This window comes from Prosthecodimorpha staleyi (genome assembly GCF_018729455.1).
Taxonomy (GTDB): Bacteria; Pseudomonadota; Alphaproteobacteria; order Rhizobiales; family Ancalomicrobiaceae; genus Prosthecodimorpha; species Prosthecodimorpha staleyi.
Genome location: NZ_JAHHZF010000011.1, coordinates 130,691 through 147,365, shown reverse-complemented (window position 1 = coordinate 147,365; position 16,675 = coordinate 130,691). Strand labels below are relative to the sequence as shown.

General features: G+C 67.8%; 16 protein-coding genes and 1 pseudogene. 13 read left to right on the top strand and 4 right to left on the bottom strand.

The annotated features are described in order from the left end of the window. The first annotated feature begins 108 nt into the window (after positions 1-108). Both ybaK and KL771_RS21305 read left to right on the top strand, forming a co-directional pair. Positions 109-582 carry a Cys-tRNA(Pro) deacylase gene (gene ybaK / locus KL771_RS21310; RefSeq protein ID WP_261970522.1) on the top strand — a complete coding sequence of 158 codons (474 nt, stop codon included), beginning with the start codon at positions 109-111 and terminating at the stop codon, positions 580-582. 447 nt (positions 583-1,029) lie between these two features. Next, positions 1,030-1,779, top strand: a complete 750-nt coding sequence (locus KL771_RS21305; protein WP_261970624.1) for a phosphotransferase family protein — start codon at positions 1,030-1,032, stop codon at positions 1,777-1,779. A 34-nt stretch (positions 1,780-1,813) separates the two neighbouring features. Here KL771_RS21305 and hemN read toward each other — a convergent pair whose 3' ends face one another. Continuing rightward, complete coding sequence (gene hemN / locus KL771_RS21300) at positions 1,814-3,166, bottom strand: oxygen-independent coproporphyrinogen III oxidase (protein WP_261970521.1); 1,353 nt, start codon at positions 3,164-3,166, stop codon at positions 1,814-1,816. A 213-nt stretch (positions 3,167-3,379) separates the two neighbouring features. On the opposite strand from hemN, the gene KL771_RS21295 reads away from it, so the two are divergent. From KL771_RS21295 to ccoP, 5 genes are all read left to right on the top strand, one after another. Then, a complete protein-coding gene (locus KL771_RS21295) occupies positions 3,380-4,453 on the top strand; it encodes an AbrB family transcriptional regulator (protein WP_261970520.1) in 1,074 nt (357 codons plus the stop codon). A gap of 338 nt (positions 4,454-4,791) precedes the next feature. Then, positions 4,792-6,441, top strand: coding sequence for a cytochrome-c oxidase, cbb3-type subunit I (ccoN, locus tag KL771_RS21290; RefSeq protein ID WP_261970519.1), 1,650 nt, complete (start codon positions 4,792-4,794; stop codon positions 6,439-6,441). 14 nt (positions 6,442-6,455) lie between these two features. Beyond that, positions 6,456-7,190 (top strand): cytochrome-c oxidase, cbb3-type subunit II, encoded by a 735-nt coding sequence (ccoO, locus tag KL771_RS21285; RefSeq protein ID WP_261970518.1) that lies wholly within the window; start codon positions 6,456-6,458, stop codon positions 7,188-7,190. 11 nt (positions 7,191-7,201) lie between these two features. Beyond that, entirely contained in the window at positions 7,202-7,357 is a 156-nt protein-coding gene (locus KL771_RS21280) for a cbb3-type cytochrome c oxidase subunit 3 (protein WP_054358603.1), read from the top strand. A 3-nt stretch (positions 7,358-7,360) separates the two neighbouring features. After that, positions 7,361-8,224, top strand: coding sequence for a cytochrome-c oxidase, cbb3-type subunit III (gene ccoP, locus KL771_RS21275; RefSeq protein ID WP_261970517.1), 864 nt, complete (start codon positions 7,361-7,363; stop codon positions 8,222-8,224). A 133-nt stretch (positions 8,225-8,357) separates the two neighbouring features. On the opposite strand, the pseudogene KL771_RS21270 reads toward ccoP, so the two are convergent. The 3 genes and pseudogenes from KL771_RS21270 to KL771_RS21260 all read right to left on the bottom strand — a co-directional run bounded on the left by KL771_RS21270 (position 8,358) and on the right by KL771_RS21260 (position 10,448). Next, positions 8,358-9,073: pseudogene (locus KL771_RS21270) on the bottom strand (cytochrome c biogenesis CcdA family protein). Positions 9,074-9,076: 3 nt separating this feature from the next. After that, complete coding sequence (locus KL771_RS21265) at positions 9,077-9,484, bottom strand: thioredoxin family protein (protein WP_261970516.1); 408 nt, start codon at positions 9,482-9,484, stop codon at positions 9,077-9,079. Between the two features lie 115 nt (positions 9,485-9,599). After that, on the bottom strand, positions 9,600-10,448 hold the full coding sequence (locus KL771_RS21260; RefSeq protein WP_261970515.1) for a DMT family transporter: 849 nt from the start codon (positions 10,446-10,448) through the stop codon (positions 9,600-9,602). Positions 10,449-10,642: 194 nt separating this feature from the next. On the opposite strand from KL771_RS21260, the gene KL771_RS21255 reads away from it, so the two are divergent. From KL771_RS21255 to KL771_RS21230, 6 genes are all read left to right on the top strand, one after another. After that, entirely contained in the window at positions 10,643-11,056 is a 414-nt protein-coding gene (locus KL771_RS21255; protein ID WP_261970514.1) for a type II toxin-antitoxin system PemK/MazF family toxin, read from the top strand. A gap of 370 nt (positions 11,057-11,426) precedes the next feature. Then, the gene (gene ccoG, locus KL771_RS21250; RefSeq protein WP_261970513.1) at positions 11,427-12,884 is read left to right on the top strand and encodes a cytochrome c oxidase accessory protein CcoG; all 1,458 of its coding nucleotides are present in this window, start codon (positions 11,427-11,429) and stop codon (positions 12,882-12,884) included. Positions 12,885-13,036: 152 nt separating this feature from the next. Then, a complete protein-coding gene (locus KL771_RS21245) occupies positions 13,037-13,546 on the top strand; it encodes a FixH family protein (RefSeq protein ID WP_261970512.1) in 510 nt (169 codons plus the stop codon). Between the two features lie 14 nt (positions 13,547-13,560). Continuing rightward, positions 13,561-15,870 (top strand): heavy metal translocating P-type ATPase, encoded by a 2,310-nt coding sequence (locus tag KL771_RS21240; RefSeq protein ID WP_261970511.1) that lies wholly within the window; start codon positions 13,561-13,563, stop codon positions 15,868-15,870. Continuing rightward, positions 15,870-16,031 carry a cbb3-type cytochrome oxidase assembly protein CcoS gene (ccoS, locus tag KL771_RS21235; RefSeq protein WP_261970510.1) on the top strand — a complete coding sequence of 54 codons (162 nt, stop codon included), beginning with the start codon at positions 15,870-15,872 and terminating at the stop codon, positions 16,029-16,031. Before KL771_RS21240 ends, ccoS begins: the two co-directional genes overlap by 1 nt. 57 nt (positions 16,032-16,088) lie before the next feature. Then, positions 16,089-16,589: a YbjP/YqhG family protein gene (locus KL771_RS21230; protein WP_261970509.1), complete on the top strand. Its 501-nt coding sequence runs from the start codon at positions 16,089-16,091 to the stop codon at positions 16,587-16,589. Positions 16,590-16,675: the final 86 nt, after the last annotated feature.

The following is a 16,675-nucleotide window of genomic DNA, read 5'->3' as shown; positions in this document are numbered from 1 at the left end:
TCTCGAGCGTTCTCCTCCTCTTGCCACCTTGCGCCGTGCCTCGAGCACGGCGCATCTTTTTCAGGCCCGCCGAATCCCCGGCGGCAGACCGATCTGAGAGTTGCTGTCTTGGCGGCCACCCCGGCGACGACCTTCCTCAAGGCGCGCGCGATCGAATTTTCGATCCTGGAATACGATCACGATCCGCGCGCGGAGGCCTATGGGGTCGAGGCGGCGGAGAAGCTCGGGCTCGATCCGGCGGCGGTCTTCAAGACCCTGGTCGTCTCCGACGAGGCCAAGGCCCATGCGCTGGCGCTCGTTCCGGCCGCCATGCGCCTGAGCCTGGCGGAAGCGGCCCGGGCGCTCGGCTGGAAGCGCGCCGTCATGGCGGATCCGGCCGCGGCGCAGCGCCTGACCGGCTATGTCCTCGGCGGAATCAGTCCATTCGGCACCAAGAAGAGCCTTCCGGTCGTGGTCGACGGGTCGATGACCGGACTTGCCCGGGTCCATGTCAGCGGCGGGCGGCGCGGACTGGAAGTTGCCTTGGCGCCGGCGGCCCTGATCGCGGCCTTGAATGCACGGACCGCAGCGATCGCGGTCTGAAGCCCTCCTTGCCATCCGTCATTGCCACCCGTCAGCACGCCCGGTCGTCGGCCGGTCCGCCGTCGAAGGGCGGACGCCTCGCCGATCCGCGCCTCCGGTCGCCGAGATGCGGGAGATCGCGACCGGAACCCGGCCGGCCAAATCCGCTTCGAGCAATCGCATCCCGGCGAAACGTACCGGGGCGAAACCTGCCTGAGCGAAATGAGACCGGCCGCCCTCCGCCCGGAGCGGCTTGCTGAATGGTTAGCTTGGCGTTAAGTTGTAAGCTGTCTTAGGTTCACGTGGACGGACGTGACGATGAGCGGCTTGGCATTCGACCCGGTTTTCGCCGGGTCGGACAACGGTTTATTGCGCCGTCTCGCCTTTGTGTCTCGTGCGGCTTGGTCGATGCTGAATGCATCGCCCAAGGCCCGTCAGGCAGGGCGGGCGGTGGCGTCTGCGTTGCGGATGCCCTTTGGTGGGCTTTGTTTTCTGCGCGAGAAGACCTGCTTCGTCTTCGTCGATGCGACCATGCACATCTATCGGGTTCCGGCGACGCGGCGCATGATCGCCGAGTTCGAATCCGAATATCGGATCATCGATCTGGTCCGACCCAATCTCCGTGTCCCGATCCCGCAGGCCGAACTGTTCGGATCGGATCCGCCGATTGCGCGCTATCGCGCCATCCCGGGTCAGCCGCTGTCGCGGATGATCGATAGGCTGCGGTCGCGCCGTCAGACCGGATGGATCGACGATCTGGCGCAAGCGATCCTCGCCTTGCACGACACGCCGGTGCCGGACTATGCACGGCCGGCTGCGTTCGTGGGCGACCGGATACGGCTGCGGCGGCTTCTTGCCGGCAAGGGCGCGACCGATATGGCCGCGGAATTGGAGGCATCGAGCCAGATTGCGCGCGCCGCCCTGGAGGGGGCCGACACGGCCGCGCTCTGCCATGGCGATCTGAAGGGTGGCAACGTGCTGATCGATCCCGCGACCGGCCGCCTGGCCGGCTTGATCGACTTCGGCAATGCCGGCTTCGGCGCGCGGGAGAGCGATATCGCCCATACCCGACTGCCGGAACCGGAGCATGACGCCCTGGTTCAGCGCTACGAGGCCCTGAGCGGGCGGCGCCTCGACCGGGACCGGCTCGCGGCCTTCGTCCGGTTCGAACGGGCCTGCCATGCCGCCACCCGGTTCTGCGGCCGCGGCGACGGATAGCGCGCCGCGCCGCGTCCTGACGCTCAAACCGCCGTCAGACCGCCATCGAATGCCGGGCGGCGGCCTGTGCCAGATAGGCGTCGAAGGCCGCGGCGGCGAGGCGGACGAACGGGCGCCCCGCCTCGGTGATCACGATGGTATCGCCGGCGATGGCCACCAGGCCGTCGCGGGTCAGCTCGGCGAGCCGCTCGATCCCGTCGGCGATCGCCGCAATCCCGACGCCATGGGCGGCGGTGACGGCGGCGAGGTCGACCCGGTAGTCGCACATCAGCCGCTCGATGATCGCGCCGCGCAGGCGGTCGTCGGCGTCGAGCGCCTTGCCCTTGACCACCGGCAGCCGGCGCGCCTCGATGGCCCGGCTCCAGCGGCCGATATCGGGATCGTTCTGGACGAAGCCCTGCGGCATCCGGCCGATCGAGGAGGCGCCGAAGCCGATTAGCGTGTCGGCCTGGTCGGTGGTATAGCCCTGGAAATTGCGCCGGAGGGTGCCGTCCGCCTCGGCGCGCGCCATCTCGTCGTCGGGCCGGGCGAAATGATCGAGACCGATCGGCAGGAAGCCGCAGACGGCCAGCGCCTCGCGGGCGGTCGCTTCGAGCGCCAGCCGTTCGCTCGCGCCGGGCAGGGCCATCTCGTCGATCAGCCGCTGGTGCTTCTTGAACCACGGCACATGCGCATAGCCGAACAGCGCGATGCGCGTCGGCCCGAGGCGCATGGCGAGGTCCACGGTGGAACGGATCGTTTCCGCGGTCTGATGCGGCAGGCCATACATCAGGTCGAAATTGATCGCCTCGATGCCGACCGCCCGCAAGGCCGCCACCGCCTGCTCGACGACCGGGAAGGGTTGCACCCGCCCCATCGCCTTCTGGACCGCGGGATCGAAATCCTGCACGCCGAGGCTCGTCCGGGTGATGCCGGCCTCCGCCAGCATGGCGGCGAGTTCCGGCGTCACGGTGCGCGGATCGAGTTCGATGGCGTGCTCGGCACCGTCGAGGAAGCGGAAGCGCGTCTTCAGGGCGGCGACCACGGCGCGGAAGGACGGCGCCGGCAGCAGGCTCGGCGTGCCGCCGCCCCAATGCACATGCGCGACATCCAGGCGACGCCCGATCGTGTCGGCGACCAGGCCGATCTCGTCGACCAGCCGCTCCGCATAATGGATCACGGGATCGTCGCGCAGCGCCGCCTTGGTGTGGCAGCCGCAATAGTGGCAGATCGCCCGGCAATAGGGGACGTGCAGGTAGAGCGAGACCGGCGCCTCCGGCGGCAGCGCGGCGAGCCAGCCCGCATAGAGGTCGGCACCGACCGCGCCGGTGAAATGCGGCGCCGTCGGATAGCTGGTGTAGCGCGGCACGGTGCGCGCGGCATAGCGGGCGTGGAGCGACGTGTTCATGGCCGGCATGATGCGGGCGGCCCGCAAGGTCGGCGTTGATTCTCGTCAAGCGCCGGGGGTCCCGCATCAAGAATGTTCGCAAGCCTTGCGATCCGACGGCATCCGGCGCGTGTCGGGCCGGCCCCGGCTGCATGGCGCAATCCCGCAACGGCCCCTGCCACGGCGGCGAGAATTCGCTATGACGGGGCTGTGCCGTCCGGAGCCGCCATCCGCATGATCACCTGGAACCGCCCGCCCGATGCCCTGCGCACGACCTGGATCGTGTTGCGCGGCTTCCTGATCGCCTTTCTGGGCGGCGGGCTGTTCACGCTTCTCGACTTTCCCGCCGCCTGGGTGGCCGGTTCGACGGTGGCGGTGACGTTCGCGGTGCTGGCGCGGCTCGAAGTCGCCATGCCGGTCAGGCTGCGCAATGTGCTGTTCGTCCTTCTCGGCATCTCGATGGGCGGCGGCGTCACGCCCGACACCGCGCATCGCCTGCCGCAATGGCCGGTCAGCCTGACCATCCTGACCGTCACCATGGCGCTGGTCACGGCCGGCAGCTACTGGTGGTTCCGCAAGGTCGGCGGCTGGGATCGGATGACCGCGCTGACCGCCTCGGTGCCGGGCGCACTCTCCTATGTGATGGTGATCGCGCTCGATCGCGGCGCCGACCTGCGCAAGGTCGCGATCGCCCAGACGCTCAGGATCATGGTGCTAGTCGTGATCGTGCCCCTGGCCGTGACCGGCTTCGGTCACGCTTCTGCGGCGGCGGCGCCGGCCGCTCCGGACGGAAGCTGGCTCGATCTGGCCCTCCTGATCGGAGCGGGCTGCGCCGCCGGCCTGCTCGCCGAATGGATCAAGGTTCCGGCCGGCCTGCTGACCGGCGCCTTCCTGGCGAGCGCGCTCCTGCACGGCGCGGGCTTCGTCGCCGCGAGCCTGCCGCCGGTCCTGCTGGTGCCGTGCTTCCTCGGCGTGGGCGTGATGATCGGCGGGCGATTCGCCGGGACCGACCGCGCGACGCTGCGGGCGAGCTTCGCACTCGCCGCCGGCGGCTTCGTGGTCGGCGGGGTGCTGGCGGCGGTCGGGGCGTTCCTGACCGTGTTGGCGATCGGGGTCGGCTGGGGGCAGTCGGTGCTCGCTTTCGCGCCGGGCGGACTGGAGGCGATGTCGGCCCTGTCCTTCGCGCTCGCCGTCGACCCGGCCTTCGTCGCCGCCCACCAACTGTTCCGCTTCATCGGCATCGCCATCGTCATGCCGGCCGTGATCGGCCTGATCGACCGGGCCGACGGAGCGCCGCCGGCGCGGTGAGCGGACCGGACCGGGTCTCCGGTCGCCGCAGCGCCGGGCGCCGGAACGGCTCTGTGCGGCGCAGCATCGGGTGCCGCAACGACGACCGATGCTGCGCTGCGACACTGCCGTCTCGTCCTTAAGATCCAGGCGCTAATCGGCATCCCGTTGACCTGAATCAAAGCCCTTCGCGCCGATCTGCCTAGGGTCGTCCCGCTACCCTCGGATGGTCGCGCGGCGGTGCCTGACGCCAGTCGTTCGCCTCATCGGTCAAAGAACCGGCGACCCCTCCCGTTCGATCCATCGGACGGGGCGGCGTCGTCCGAGGTGTTTCGGGTACTCGAGATACGGGGCGAACCATGGCTCGCACAGTCGAGGCAAAAAGGATCACCGCCGAGGAGATAGGTTACGTCCTGTTCCTCGGTGCTCTTCTCGTCGCCTGTCTCCTGATCGCATCGCGCGCTTGGGATCAGGTGATGGCGATACATGCCGGCGTGGGGGCCTTGTTCTCCGCGCTCGGTATCTTCCTTGTCTTCAAGGGCTTCTCCGACCGGCCGAGCCAGCCGGACCAGCTCGTCGACGGCAAGCCCAACTATAACTTCGGACCGATCAAGTTCGCGTCCGTCGCGGCGATGTTCTGGGGCATCGCCGGCTTCCTCGTCGGCTTCATCATCGCGATGCAGCTCGCCTTCCCGGCACTGAACTTCGACTTTCCGCTGTCGAATTTCGGCCGGCTCCGGCCGCTGCACACCTCCGCGGTGATCTTCGCCTTCGGCGGCAACGTCCTGCTCGCGACGTCCTTCTACGTCGTGCAGCGGACCTGCCAGGCCCGCATGCCGGGCATCGTGACGCCCTGGTTCATCGTCCTCGGCTACAATGCCTTCATCGTCATCGCCGGCACGGGCTACCTGCTCGGCGTCACGCAGGGCAAGGAATACGCCGAACCCGAATGGTACGCCGACCTGTGGCTGACCATCGTTTGGGTCGTCTACCTGCTCGCCTTCCTGGGCACGATCTGGAAGCGCAAGGAACCCCACATCTACGTGGCCAACTGGTTCTATCTCGCCTTCATCGTGACCATCGCGATGCTGCACCTCGGCAACAACATGTCGGTGCCGGTCTCGATCTACACCTCCAAGTCGGTGCAGGTCTTCTCGGGCGTGCAGGACGCGATGGTGCAGTGGTGGTACGGCCACAACGCGGTCGGCTTCTTCCTGACCGCCGGCTTCCTGGCCATCATGTACTACTTCGTGCCGAAGCGCGCCGAGCGTCCGGTCTACAGCTACCGCCTGTCGATCGTGCACTTCTGGGCCCTGATCTTCCTCTACATCTGGGCCGGCCCGCACCATCTGCACTATACGGCGCTGCCGGAATGGGCCTCCACCCTCGGCGCGACCTTCTCGATCATGCTGTGGATGCCCTCCTGGGGCGGCATGATCAACGGCCTGATGACGCTCTCGGGCGCCTGGGACAAGCTCCGCACCGATCCGGTCCTGCGCATGCTGGTCGTGTCGGTCGCCTTCTACGGCATGTCGACCTTCGAAGGTCCGCTGATGTCGGTGAAGGCGGTGAACTCGCTGTCGCACTATACCGACTGGACCATCGGCCACGTGCATTCCGGTGCGCTCGGCTGGGTCGGCTTCGTGTCCTTCGGTGCGCTCTACTGCCTGTATCCCTGGTTGTGGAACCGCAAGCAGCTGTATTCGCTGAAGCTGGTCAGCTGGCACTTCTGGCTCGCGACCCTGGGCATCGTCCTCTACATCTGCGCGATGTGGGTGTCGGGCATCATGCAGGGCCTGATGTGGCGCGCCTACGACAAGCTCGGCTTCCTCGAATACTCGTTCATCGAGACCGTCGAGTCGATGCATCCCTTCTACGTGATCCGGGCTCTGGGCGGCCTCCTGTTCGTCCTCGGTTCGCTGATCATGGCCTACAACCTGTACATGACCGTGCAGAAAGGCGAGCGCGAAGAGCCCGCCGGCCAGCCGGTCCTGGCCCCCGCAGAATGATGGAGGGCTGATCCATGTCTCTCTTCGACAAGCACGCAGTCCTCGAGAAGAACTCCATTCTTCTTCTCGTCGGGATCCTGATCATGGTCGCCATCGGCGGCATGGTGGAGATCCTGCCGCTCTTCTACCTGAAGAGCACCATCGAAGATGCGAAGGGGATCCGTCCCTATTCGCCGCTCGAACTGGCCGGCCGGAACATCTACCTGCGCGAAGGCTGCTACAACTGCCATAGCCAGATGGTCCGTCCGATGCGCGACGAGATCGAACGCTACGGCCACTTCAGCCTCGCCGCGGAGTCGAAATACGACCATCCGTTCCAGTGGGGTTCGAAGCGCACCGGGCCGGACCTGGCCCGCGTCGGCGCCAAGTATTCCGACCAGTGGCACCGCGAGCATCTGAGCAATCCGCGCTCGATCGTGCCGGGTTCGATCATGCCGGGCTATCCCTTCCTGGCGAAGAACGAACTCGACTACAGCCACATCGCCGATGTGATGCGCACCAACCAGCTTGTCGGCGTCCCCTACACCGACGAGCAGATCACCAACGCGGTCGCCGATCTGCGCGCCCAGGCCAATCCCGACGACAAGGCTGTCGACGCGATGCTGAAGCGCTACCCGAAGGCCGTGGCTCGCGATTTCGACGGCGATGTCGCCAAGGTCTCGGAGATGGACGCGCTCGTCGCCTATCTCCAGATGCTCGGCACGCTGGTCGACTTCAAGCTCTATGACGACAAGGCCAACCTGCGCTGAAGGAGGCGATCATGAGCAGTCCGTATATCGCGGCCGCCGAGTTCGCTCAGACCTACGGCCTCGTCTACTTCTTCGTCATCTTTCTCGGCGTGCTCGTCTATGCACTGTGGCCGTCCAACGGCAAGCGCTTCGATGACGCCGCCCGCGTCCCCCTGCGGGAGGATTGACCCATGGCAGATAAAGAAATCGACCGTCTGTCCGGGATATCGACCACCGGACACGAGTGGGACGGTCTGAAGGAACTCAACAATCCGCTGCCGAAGTGGTGGCTCTGGACGTGGTACGCCTCGATCCTCTGGGCTCTCGTCTACTACGTGCTCTATCCCTCCTGGCCGCTGGCCACGAGCTACACCAAGGGCCTCCTGGGCTATTCCCAGCGCCAGGATGCTCTCGACAAGGTCGCGGAAGGTCAGGCAGCCCGTGCCGTCGTCGGCAAGGGCCTCGCCACGGCGGAACTTTCCGCCATCGCGGCGGATCCGAAGATGCGCGAATTCGCCATGGCCAACGGCAAGGCGGCGTTCGGCGACAACTGCGCACCGTGCCACGGTTCGGCCGGCGTCGGCGGCCCGGGTTTCCCGAGCCTGCAGGACGACGACTGGCTGTGGGGCGGCAAGCTCTCCGACATCCACCAGACCCTGAAGGTCGGCATCCGCTCGACCCATGACGAGACCCGCCAGACGCAGATGCCCGCCTTCGGCAAGGACGGCGTCCTGAAGAAGGAGGAAATCTCGACGGTGGCCGACTATGTCCTGTCCCTCTCGGGCAAGGCCACGGCGTCCGATGCCGGCAAGCAGCTCTTCGCCGACAACTGCGCGAGCTGCCACGGCGAGGACGGCAAGGGCAATCTGGAAATGGGCGCGCCCAACCTGACCGATGCCATCTGGCTCTATGGCGGCACCAAGGAGAAGATCGTCGAGACCGTCACCAATTCCCGCGCCGGCGTCATGCCGACCTGGGAAGGCCGTCTCGATCCGGTCACCATCAAGTCGCTGGCCGTCTATGTGCACAGCCTCGGCGGCGGCAAGCCCGACTGATCGGCCAGCCCGATCGGTTCGCCTGATCGGTTCGGGGGAGCCCAAGGACGACGCAAGGCGGCGGGGAGTGATCCCCGCCGCTTTCATTTTTGCGCCCAGCTTAAGCGCACGACGAGGCTGGCGTTCGCGACGTTCAGAACCGAGTCGTGAGCGCAGTCAGCCAGGCCGGCGAGATCGCCACCAGTTCGGCCTCGATCCGCTTGTCCCAGCCGGTCGCGACCAGGATGGCGAGGCTGACCAGGACGCCGCCGAGCAGCATCTTGCCGCCGCGTCCCGTCGCGGCCAGACGTCGACGCAGCGCCGACAGCCTTTCGCCCGACAGCCGGCCGAGCAGGGCCAGCGGCAGGGCGGCGCCGACGCCGAAGGCCAGCATGGTCAGCGCCACGGCGCCGAGATCCTTGCCCTCCGCGGCGAGTACCGAGGCCGCCCCCAGCGTCGGGCCGACGCACGGGCTCCAGACGGCGCCGAGCAGCAGGCCGACGCAGAACTGACCGAAGGGGCCGTCGGTCGAGAAGCCGCCGAAGCGCTGCTCGACCCAGGCCCCGGCGCGCCGGCCGCCGCCAGCCGGGTCTGCATGGCCGGAACCATCAGCACCAGCCCGACCGCGCCGATGGTCAGGGCCCCGACCATCCGGAACACGCTGCCGTCGAGCCCGATCGCGAAGCCGATCGTGGCCACGAACAGCCCGATTGCGGTGAAGGACAGAGCCAGGCCCGAAGCCAGAGCCAGCGGGCCGTGGCGGTGTTCGGACGCCGCGGCGCCGAGAACGATCGGGACCAGCGGCAGCACGCACGGGGATAGGATCGACAGCAATCCGGCCAGACCGGCGAGCAGGATCGAGGCGATCATGGCTCAGAGGCTCTTGGCCAACAGCGCCTCGATGGCCCCGCGTTCGGTCACGCCGACCGAGCGACCGACCTCGCGATCGCCCTTGAAGACGATCAGCGTGCTCTGCGTGCGCGCGTCGAGCGCGCGCAGGGCGTCCTTCTGGCTGTCGAAATCAACCGTCAGCACGGTCATGTCCTTGAATTTCGGCATGGCGCGGAGTTCGGACAGGATCGGCTTCTGGGCCCGGCAGGTCGGGCACCAGGGCGCGGTGACCTCGACCAGGATCGGTCCGCCCTTGGCCTTCGCGGCCGTAAAGGCCGCGGCCGAAAAGGGGGCCGGCTCGGCGGCCCGGGCCGATGGTGCGATCGCCAGTGCGCTGGCGGCGAGCGCGGCGGAGACCGAAAGGGCGAGGAGAGATCGGCGATGCAGCATGGTTCCCATCCTAATCTTGCAACCACTCTTGATCGGGTGGTTCAGGATGGAGTTCGGCGATCGCGCCGGCTGGGTTACCGCATCACGGCGAAGTGTCCGGCTGCGGGCTCCGCCCTCAGGCCAGCTTCAGGGTGACGATGCCGGCCATGATGACTCCGGCTGCTGCGATACGCGACCAGCCGGAATGTTCCTTCAGGACGAAGGTCGAGATTGCGACGGCGAAGATGATGCTGGTTTCGCGCAGGGCCGAGACGAGGGCGATCGGCGCCTCGGTCATGGCCCAGAGCGTGATCACATAGGCGCCGATGCTGCAGGCACCGCCACCAAAGGCGATCGGCAGGCGGGACCGGACCCGCAGGGCGATGCCGGGCGTGCGACCGTAGACGGCGCCGCCATAGACCATCATCGGCAGCGCCATCAGCAGGAATCCCCACAACGTATAGGCGGCCGGGCTGCCCGAGGCGCGTGCGCCGAGGCCGTCGACGAAGGTGTAGCCGGCGATTACCAGCGCATTGGCCAGCGCCAGCAGGTTCGGCCGCAGGGCAGGCGCGCCGCCGCGATGGCCGACGAAGGCCATCGCGAGAATGCCGCCGCAAATGAACAGGATGCCGCACCATCCGGCCGGCTTGAGGGTCTCGCCGATCAGCGGGCCGCTGGCGAGCGCGACCAGCAGCGGCGGCGTGCCCCGCATCAAGGGATAGACGTGGCCCATGTCGCCGGCCCGGTAGGCCGCGCCGACGAGGACGAAATAGACGAGGTGGATCAGCGCCGACACGCCGAGGAAGGGCCAGCTCGCCGATGCCGGCGGCGTCAGGAAGGGCAGCACGGCCGCCGCAATCACGGCCGATCCGGTCGCCACCAGGACGATGTCCAGTCCCTTTTCCTTGCCCGATTTGACCACCGCATTCCAACTGGCATGCAGCAGGGCCGAGACCAGGACGGCGAACATCACGGTGGTGGACATGGCGGGCGGCCTCGCATCGGGCGGATCGCCCGGCGTCGGGGCGTCCCGCCCTGATTGGCAGCCTTGCCGCCGATTTGCAAAGCCGTCTCAGGAAATGGCAGCCGTGCGGAGGCTGCTGTCATCACGCCTCGAGCAGTTCAAGCGGCCGCCCAACTCGCATTCAAGCCCGTCTCGATACAGGCTATGATTGCAAAATGCCGATTCGATATCCTGTCGGACCCGGAACCATCCTGCTCTGCGACTACTCCTTGGGCGGTTTTCGCGAGCCGGAGTTGGTCAAGCGACGCCCGGCCGTCGTGGTCTCGCCGCGTCTTCCCTTTCGGGACGAACTCTGCACCGTCGTCCCATTGTCGGGGACCGAGCCAGCAAGGTCGCTTCCCTATGTGGTCCGCGTTGCGTTCGAAACTGAATTGCCGGCGCCGTTCAGCCAGACCGTTTGGTGGGCGAAATGCGACATGATCGCGACGGTCGGCTTCGGCCGACCTGATCTTTTTCGGACCGACCGCGACCAGACCGGACGCCGCAAGTACCTGCATCCAAAATTGCTGGAATTTGATCTTGTCCGGGTCCGCCAGGGCATACTGAATGCGCTGGGTATGGGGCCTTGACTTCCTCGTAGCAATGAACACATTGGTGGCGATTGCTTGCGGTACAAGCCGTTGAGCCTCAAGACCCTTCGGGGCGGCCCCGCCATCGCGATAACAAGCATGGCGGGGTTTCTTTTTCTGCACCTTCTTTGAAAACCACGACGTAGCGAGAAGTCCGGGTCCGCCCGCCGAACCGCTCGTGCCCTCCGTGACTCCGTCACCGACAGCGGTTTGCTGCAGTGCGATGGTTCGTCGCGCGCGCGTAACGGACGGGTGCCCCGGTGCTTTGACGTCGATCAAGGCGGGACGGCGGCGCCGGGCGCATGGATCGGGTTCGGTTGCCGGGTCCGGACGACAAGGGATCCCGCGCGGCTGCAGAGGAGTGGAATCCATGAAGGCCGAAACGGTCGCCGGCGGGGGCGCGGTCCACGAGGACTCGCTCTATGCGGAACACAAGAAGATCTATCCGGCTGCGGTGCAGGGCCTCTTCCGGCGGATCAAATGGGGTCTGCTGATCGCCTGCCTGGGCGTCTACTACCTGCTGCCCTTCGTGCGCTGGAACCGCGGTCCCGATGCGCCGTCGCAGGCCGTGCTGATCGACTTCCCGAACCGTCGTTTCTACTTCTTCTTCATCGAGATCTGGCCGCAGGAAGTCTACTACATCACCGGCCTTCTGATCCTGGCAGCGTTGACGCTGTTCCTGATGAATGCCGTCGCCGGCCGCGTCTGGTGCGGCTATCTCTGCCCGCAGACGGTCTGGACCGACCTCTTTCTCGCCGTCGAACGGCTCGTCGAGGGTGATCGTCGCGACCGGATGAAGCTCGACCAGGCGCCGTGGAGTGCCGTCAAGTTCGGCCGCAAGGTGCTGAAGCATGCCCTTTGGCTCGGAATCGCCTGGTGGACCGGCGGCGCCTGGGTGCTCTACTTTTCCGATGCGCCGACCCTGGTGCGCGACCTTCTGTTCTTCGACGCCCCGCTGGTCGCCTATATCTGGATCGGCATCCTGACCTTCACGACCTATATCCTCGCCGGCTTCGCGCGTGAGCAGGTCTGCATCTACATGTGCCCCTGGCCGCGCATCCAGGCGGCGCTGACCGACGAATGGGCGCTGAACGTCTCCTACCGGGTCGATCGCGGCGAGCCGCGCACGTCGGTCAAGGCGGCCGAGCGGCTGCGGGCCGCGGGCCAGGACGCCGGCGACTGCATCGACTGTCAGCAATGCGTCGTGGTCTGCCCGACCGGCACCGACATCCGCCTCGGACCGCAGCTGTCCTGCATCCAGTGCGGCCTGTGCATCGACGCCTGCAACAACATCATGGACAAGATCAACCGCCCGCACGGTCTGATCGCCTATGACACCGACATCAACATCGACCGGCGCGAGCACGGCAAGCCGGAGATCTACAAGTTCGTCCGCCCGCGCACGATCCTCTACGTGGCGGTGATCTCGATCGTGATCGGCATCATGACCTTCGTCTTCACCACCCGCGCCACGCTCGGAGTCAACGTTCTGCACGATCGCAGCCCGGTCTATGTGGTCAATTCCGACGGCTCGATCCGCAACGGCTACACGATACGCATCCTGAACAAGCACCGCGAGGCGCGTGACTTCGTGCTGTCGGTGACCGGAGCGCCCGAGCGGACGCGCATCGAGGCCGTCGGCGCGACGCGCAAGCAGGACGGCAACCCGATCATCGAAGTCGGACCCGACCAGAGCCAGGAAGTCCGCGTCAACCTGATCGCCCCGCGCGACGCCAAGGTCGACACCACGGCGCCGATCCACGTGACGGTGACCGAAACCAGGGGCGGCGAGAAGGCTTCGGCGAAGGACTTCTTCAAGGGGCCGTGAGGTCCGATCCGGGGCGGCGATGCGCATCGCCGGCGCCGCCCGCATGATCTCCCTCAAAGACGCTGGCTCCGGGACGGCCTAGAAACGGGCCAGACCGGGGCCGGATCCTTCGAGGGGAGGGGATGGTCCGCTCGACCGTTGCGGAGGGGCAAATGTCGACCAAAGCCGAAACCCGTGAATTCCGCCTGACCGGCTGGCATGTGCTGGCCATCTGCGTCGCCTTCTTCCTCTCGATCTTCGCCGCCAACGGCGCGCTGGTCTATTTCGCGCTCGGCTCCTTCCCGGGCGTGGCGACGGACAGCCCCTACCGGGTCAGCCAGACCTACAATGCCGAGATCGCGGCTGCCACCGCGCAGACCGCGCGCGGCTGGCATGTCGACGCCTCGGCCAGACGGGATCCCGATGGGCACGCGCTGGTCACCGTCTCGGCGCGCGACGCCGAGGGACGGCCGGTCACCGGGGTCGCCTTCAAGGCCGAGCTGCAGCACCCGATGAACCGCGCCCAGGACCGCAGGCTCGTGCTCGGCGAGGTCGCCGGCGCCAGCGGCACCTTCTCGGGCAAGGTCGAGAACCTGCCGGCGGGCCAGTGGGAACTGGTCATCGAGGGCGACGGCAAGGGCGGTCGCCTGTTCCTGTCGCAAAGCCGGCTGATCCTGCGCTGAGCCCGGATCCGGCCATGAACGCCCCCGTCGCCAGCCCGCTCGTCGCCGAGCCGCTCTCTCCCCATGTCCGCGACTGGAGCGCCTTCGCGGAACCGCGTGCCGACGGCACCGTGCATATGGACCTTGCCGTCGAGGGCATCACCTGCGCGGCCTGCATGTCGACCATCGAGCACGGCCTCGGCGTCGTGCCCGGTGTCGCCAAGGCGCGGCTGAACCTGACCACCCACCGGCTCGCCGTCGACTGGGATCCGGCCGCGACCGATGCCGGCACGGTGGTGCGGCGGCTGGAAAGCCTCGGCTACCGCGCCCATCCGTTCGATCCGGCGCGCCGCTCGGCCGAGGAGGAGGCGGAGGCCAAGGCGTTGCTGCGCGCCATGGCGGTCGCCGGCTTCGGCGCCATGAACATCATGCTGCTGTCGGTCTCGGTCTGGGCCGGCAATGCCAGCGACATCGAACCGGTGACGCGCGACTTCTTTCACTGGCTGTCAGCGCTGATCGCCCTGCCGATCGTCGCCTATGCGGGGCGCACCTTCTACCGTTCGGCCTGGCGGGCGCTGCGCGTCGGCCGGACCAACATGGACGTGCCGATCTCGATCGGCATCACGCTGACGGTCGGCCTGTCGCTGTGGCAGACCATGCGCTCGGCCGAGCACGCCTATTTCGATTCGGCCGTGATGCTGCTGTTCTTCCTGCTGCTCGGCCGCTTCCTCGACCACAACATGCGTCGGCGCACCCGGTCGGTCGCCGAGAACCTTGCCGCGCTGCGCGCCGACACGGCGCTGCGGATGGGCCCGGACGGCCGCCTCGGCGAGGTGCCCGTGTCCCGCATCGACCCCGGCGACCGCGTCCTGGTGCGCGCCGGCGAGCGCGTTCCCGTCGACGGCATCGTCGAGGCCGGCCTGTCGGAGATCGACCAGAGCCTGGTCACCGGCGAGACCATCGCCGCGCCGGCCGCCGCGGGCGACCGGGTCTATGCCGGCACCATGAACCTGACCGGCCCGCTCACAGTGCGGGTCACGGCGGCGGAAGCCGGCACGCTGCTCGACGAGGTCAACAAGCTCCTGGAAGCCGCCGCGCAGGCCAAGTCGCGCTACATGCAACTGGCCGACCGGGTCGCCCGGCGCTATGCGCCCGTCGTCCACCTGACCGCACTCGTCACGTTCCTCGGCTGGCTGTTGGCCGGCGCCGAGGTGTCGGAAGCGCTGGTCGTCGCCGTCTCGGTTCTGATCATCACCTGCCCCTGCGCGCTGGCGCTGGCCATCCCGGCGGTGCAGGTCGTCACCTCCGGCCTCCTGTTCCGGCGCGGCGTGCTGGTCCATGCCGGCGATGCGATCGAGCGGCTGGCCGCCGCCGATACCATCGTGTTCGACAAGACCGGCACCCTGACGCTGCCGGAACCGAGCCTGATCGATGCCGGCGGGATCGATCCCGCGATCCTGGAGCGTGCCGGCCGTCTCGCCTGCGCGAGCCGGCATCCGCTCGGCATCGCCCTGGCCGCCGCCGCCCGGGCCACCCACGCGCCCGAGACGGCGCGGGAAATCGCCGGATCGGGCGTCGAGGCGGAAATCGACGGCGTCCTGCACCGGCTCGGCTCGCCCGCCTTCTGCGGTGTCTCCGAGGCTGACGTTGCCGCCGTCACGGCCTTCCATCCGGACGCCTCGCTGGTCGCCTATCGGGCCGGTGCGGCGGAGCCGGTGCTGTTCGCCTTCCGTCAGGGGCTGCGCGCCGATGCCGCCGATGTGGTCGCGCGCCTGGTCCGGGCCGGCTATGGCATCGAGATCCTGTCCGGCGACCGGCCGGATGCGGTCGCCCGCGCCGCCGCCGCGCTCGGCATCGACCGTTGGCAGGCCGGCCTGACTCCGGCCGGCAAGATCGCCCGCCTCGAAGCCCTGAAGGCTGAGGGGCGCCGGGTGCTGATGGTCGGCGACGGGCTGAACGACGCGCCGGCGCTCGCCGCCGCCCATGTCTCGCTGTCGCTGGTCACCGCCGTGCATCTCTCCCAGGCGGCCGCCGATGCGGTCTTCCTCGGCGAGCGGCTGGCGCCGGTCGCCGATGCGCTCGCCATCGCGCGCGCCGCCAAAGCGGCGATGGTGCAGAATCTCTGGATCTCGATCGTCTACAATCTGATCGCCGTGCCGGTCGCGATTGCCGGCTGGGTGACGCCGCTGATCGCTGCGCTGGCCATGTCGGGCTCGTCGATCGTCGTGACCGTCAACGCATTGCGGCTGCGCTGGGGCGGGACGGCGCCGGGGCCGGCGCCTGCGGAAACCCCGGCTGGCGGTGCGGCCGTCGCCGAGGCCGCGACCGGCGCAGGGAGGTTCTGATGGATGTCCTGATCTACCTGATCCCGATCGCGCTTGGCCTCGGTTTCCTCGGCCTCGGCGCCTTTCTGTGGAGCCTGAAGACGGGACAATATGAGGATCTCGACGGCGCCGGCTGGCGCATCCTGTCCGACGAGGACCTGCCGGATCGGGACCGGCGGTAGCATGGCTTGCCGGCGGCGGGTATGACGGGGCGTCGAAATCACCGAAAGGATCCGCCCATGCACCGTCGCGCATTCCTGCTCCTGGCCTCGGCCTCCCTGGTTGCCGCCCCCGCTCTCGCCGCCGCCAAGAAACCGGTCCCGGCCCCGGCGCCGGCTTCGGCAAAGCCCGAGGACGTCGTGCGCAATCTCTATGCGCGGCTCGATGCGGAAGCCTATGACTACATGACCAATCGGAAGCTGGCGCAGCGCTACTTCACCGCGTCGACCGTCAAGCTGATCGACAAGGTCGATGCCAAGTCGAAGAAGCTCCAGGAGCCGGGTATCGACTACGATCCGCTGATCGACGGACAGGATGGCGAGGTCAAGGGCCTGGCGGTCACGGTCGAGAGTGCGACCGCGGATCGGGCGACGGTGGTCGCCGCCTTCACGTCCTTTGACGAGAAGCTGCGCGTCACCTTCGACATGCAGCTCGAGAAGGGCGCCTGGCGGGTCGAAGACATTCGCGGCCGCGAAGGATCGAGCCTAAAGGCCGTGGCGGCGGACTATCTGAAGGACTGATCCGCGCGACCCCCGGATTGCCGCTCTCCGCCTTTCGCGGTCGGGGAGGCATGGGAGCCGGGGCGGTGCGGCCGATCGGGCGTGTC

Bases quoted from the DNA above. Each gene is read 5' to 3' on its own strand.
- KL771_RS21305 (WP_261970624.1), top strand. From the start codon at position 1,030: ATGCCCTTTGGTGGGCTTTGTTTTCTGCGCGAGAAGACCTGCTTCGTC.
- hemN (WP_261970521.1), bottom strand. From the start codon at position 3,166: ATGAACACGTCGCTCCACGCCCGCTATGCCGCGCGCACCGTGCCGCGC.
- KL771_RS21295 (WP_261970520.1), top strand. From the start codon at position 3,380: ATGATCACCTGGAACCGCCCGCCCGATGCCCTGCGCACGACCTGGATC.
- ccoN (WP_261970519.1), top strand. From the start codon at position 4,792: ATGGCTCGCACAGTCGAGGCAAAAAGGATCACCGCCGAGGAGATAGGT.
- ccoO (WP_261970518.1), top strand. From the start codon at position 6,456: ATGTCTCTCTTCGACAAGCACGCAGTCCTCGAGAAGAACTCCATTCTT.
- KL771_RS21280 (WP_054358603.1), top strand. From the start codon at position 7,202: ATGAGCAGTCCGTATATCGCGGCCGCCGAGTTCGCTCAGACCTACGGC.
- ccoP (WP_261970517.1), top strand. From the start codon at position 7,361: ATGGCAGATAAAGAAATCGACCGTCTGTCCGGGATATCGACCACCGGA.
- KL771_RS21265 (WP_261970516.1), bottom strand. From the start codon at position 9,484: ATGCTGCATCGCCGATCTCTCCTCGCCCTTTCGGTCTCCGCCGCGCTC.
- KL771_RS21260 (WP_261970515.1), bottom strand. From the start codon at position 10,448: ATGTCCACCACCGTGATGTTCGCCGTCCTGGTCTCGGCCCTGCTGCAT.
- KL771_RS21255 (WP_261970514.1), top strand. From the start codon at position 10,643: ATGCCGATTCGATATCCTGTCGGACCCGGAACCATCCTGCTCTGCGAC.
- ccoG (WP_261970513.1), top strand. From the start codon at position 11,427: ATGAAGGCCGAAACGGTCGCCGGCGGGGGCGCGGTCCACGAGGACTCG.
- KL771_RS21245 (WP_261970512.1), top strand. From the start codon at position 13,037: ATGTCGACCAAAGCCGAAACCCGTGAATTCCGCCTGACCGGCTGGCAT.
- KL771_RS21240 (WP_261970511.1), top strand. From the start codon at position 13,561: ATGAACGCCCCCGTCGCCAGCCCGCTCGTCGCCGAGCCGCTCTCTCCC.
- ccoS (WP_261970510.1), top strand. From the start codon at position 15,870: ATGGATGTCCTGATCTACCTGATCCCGATCGCGCTTGGCCTCGGTTTC.
- KL771_RS21230 (WP_261970509.1), top strand. From the start codon at position 16,089: ATGCACCGTCGCGCATTCCTGCTCCTGGCCTCGGCCTCCCTGGTTGCC.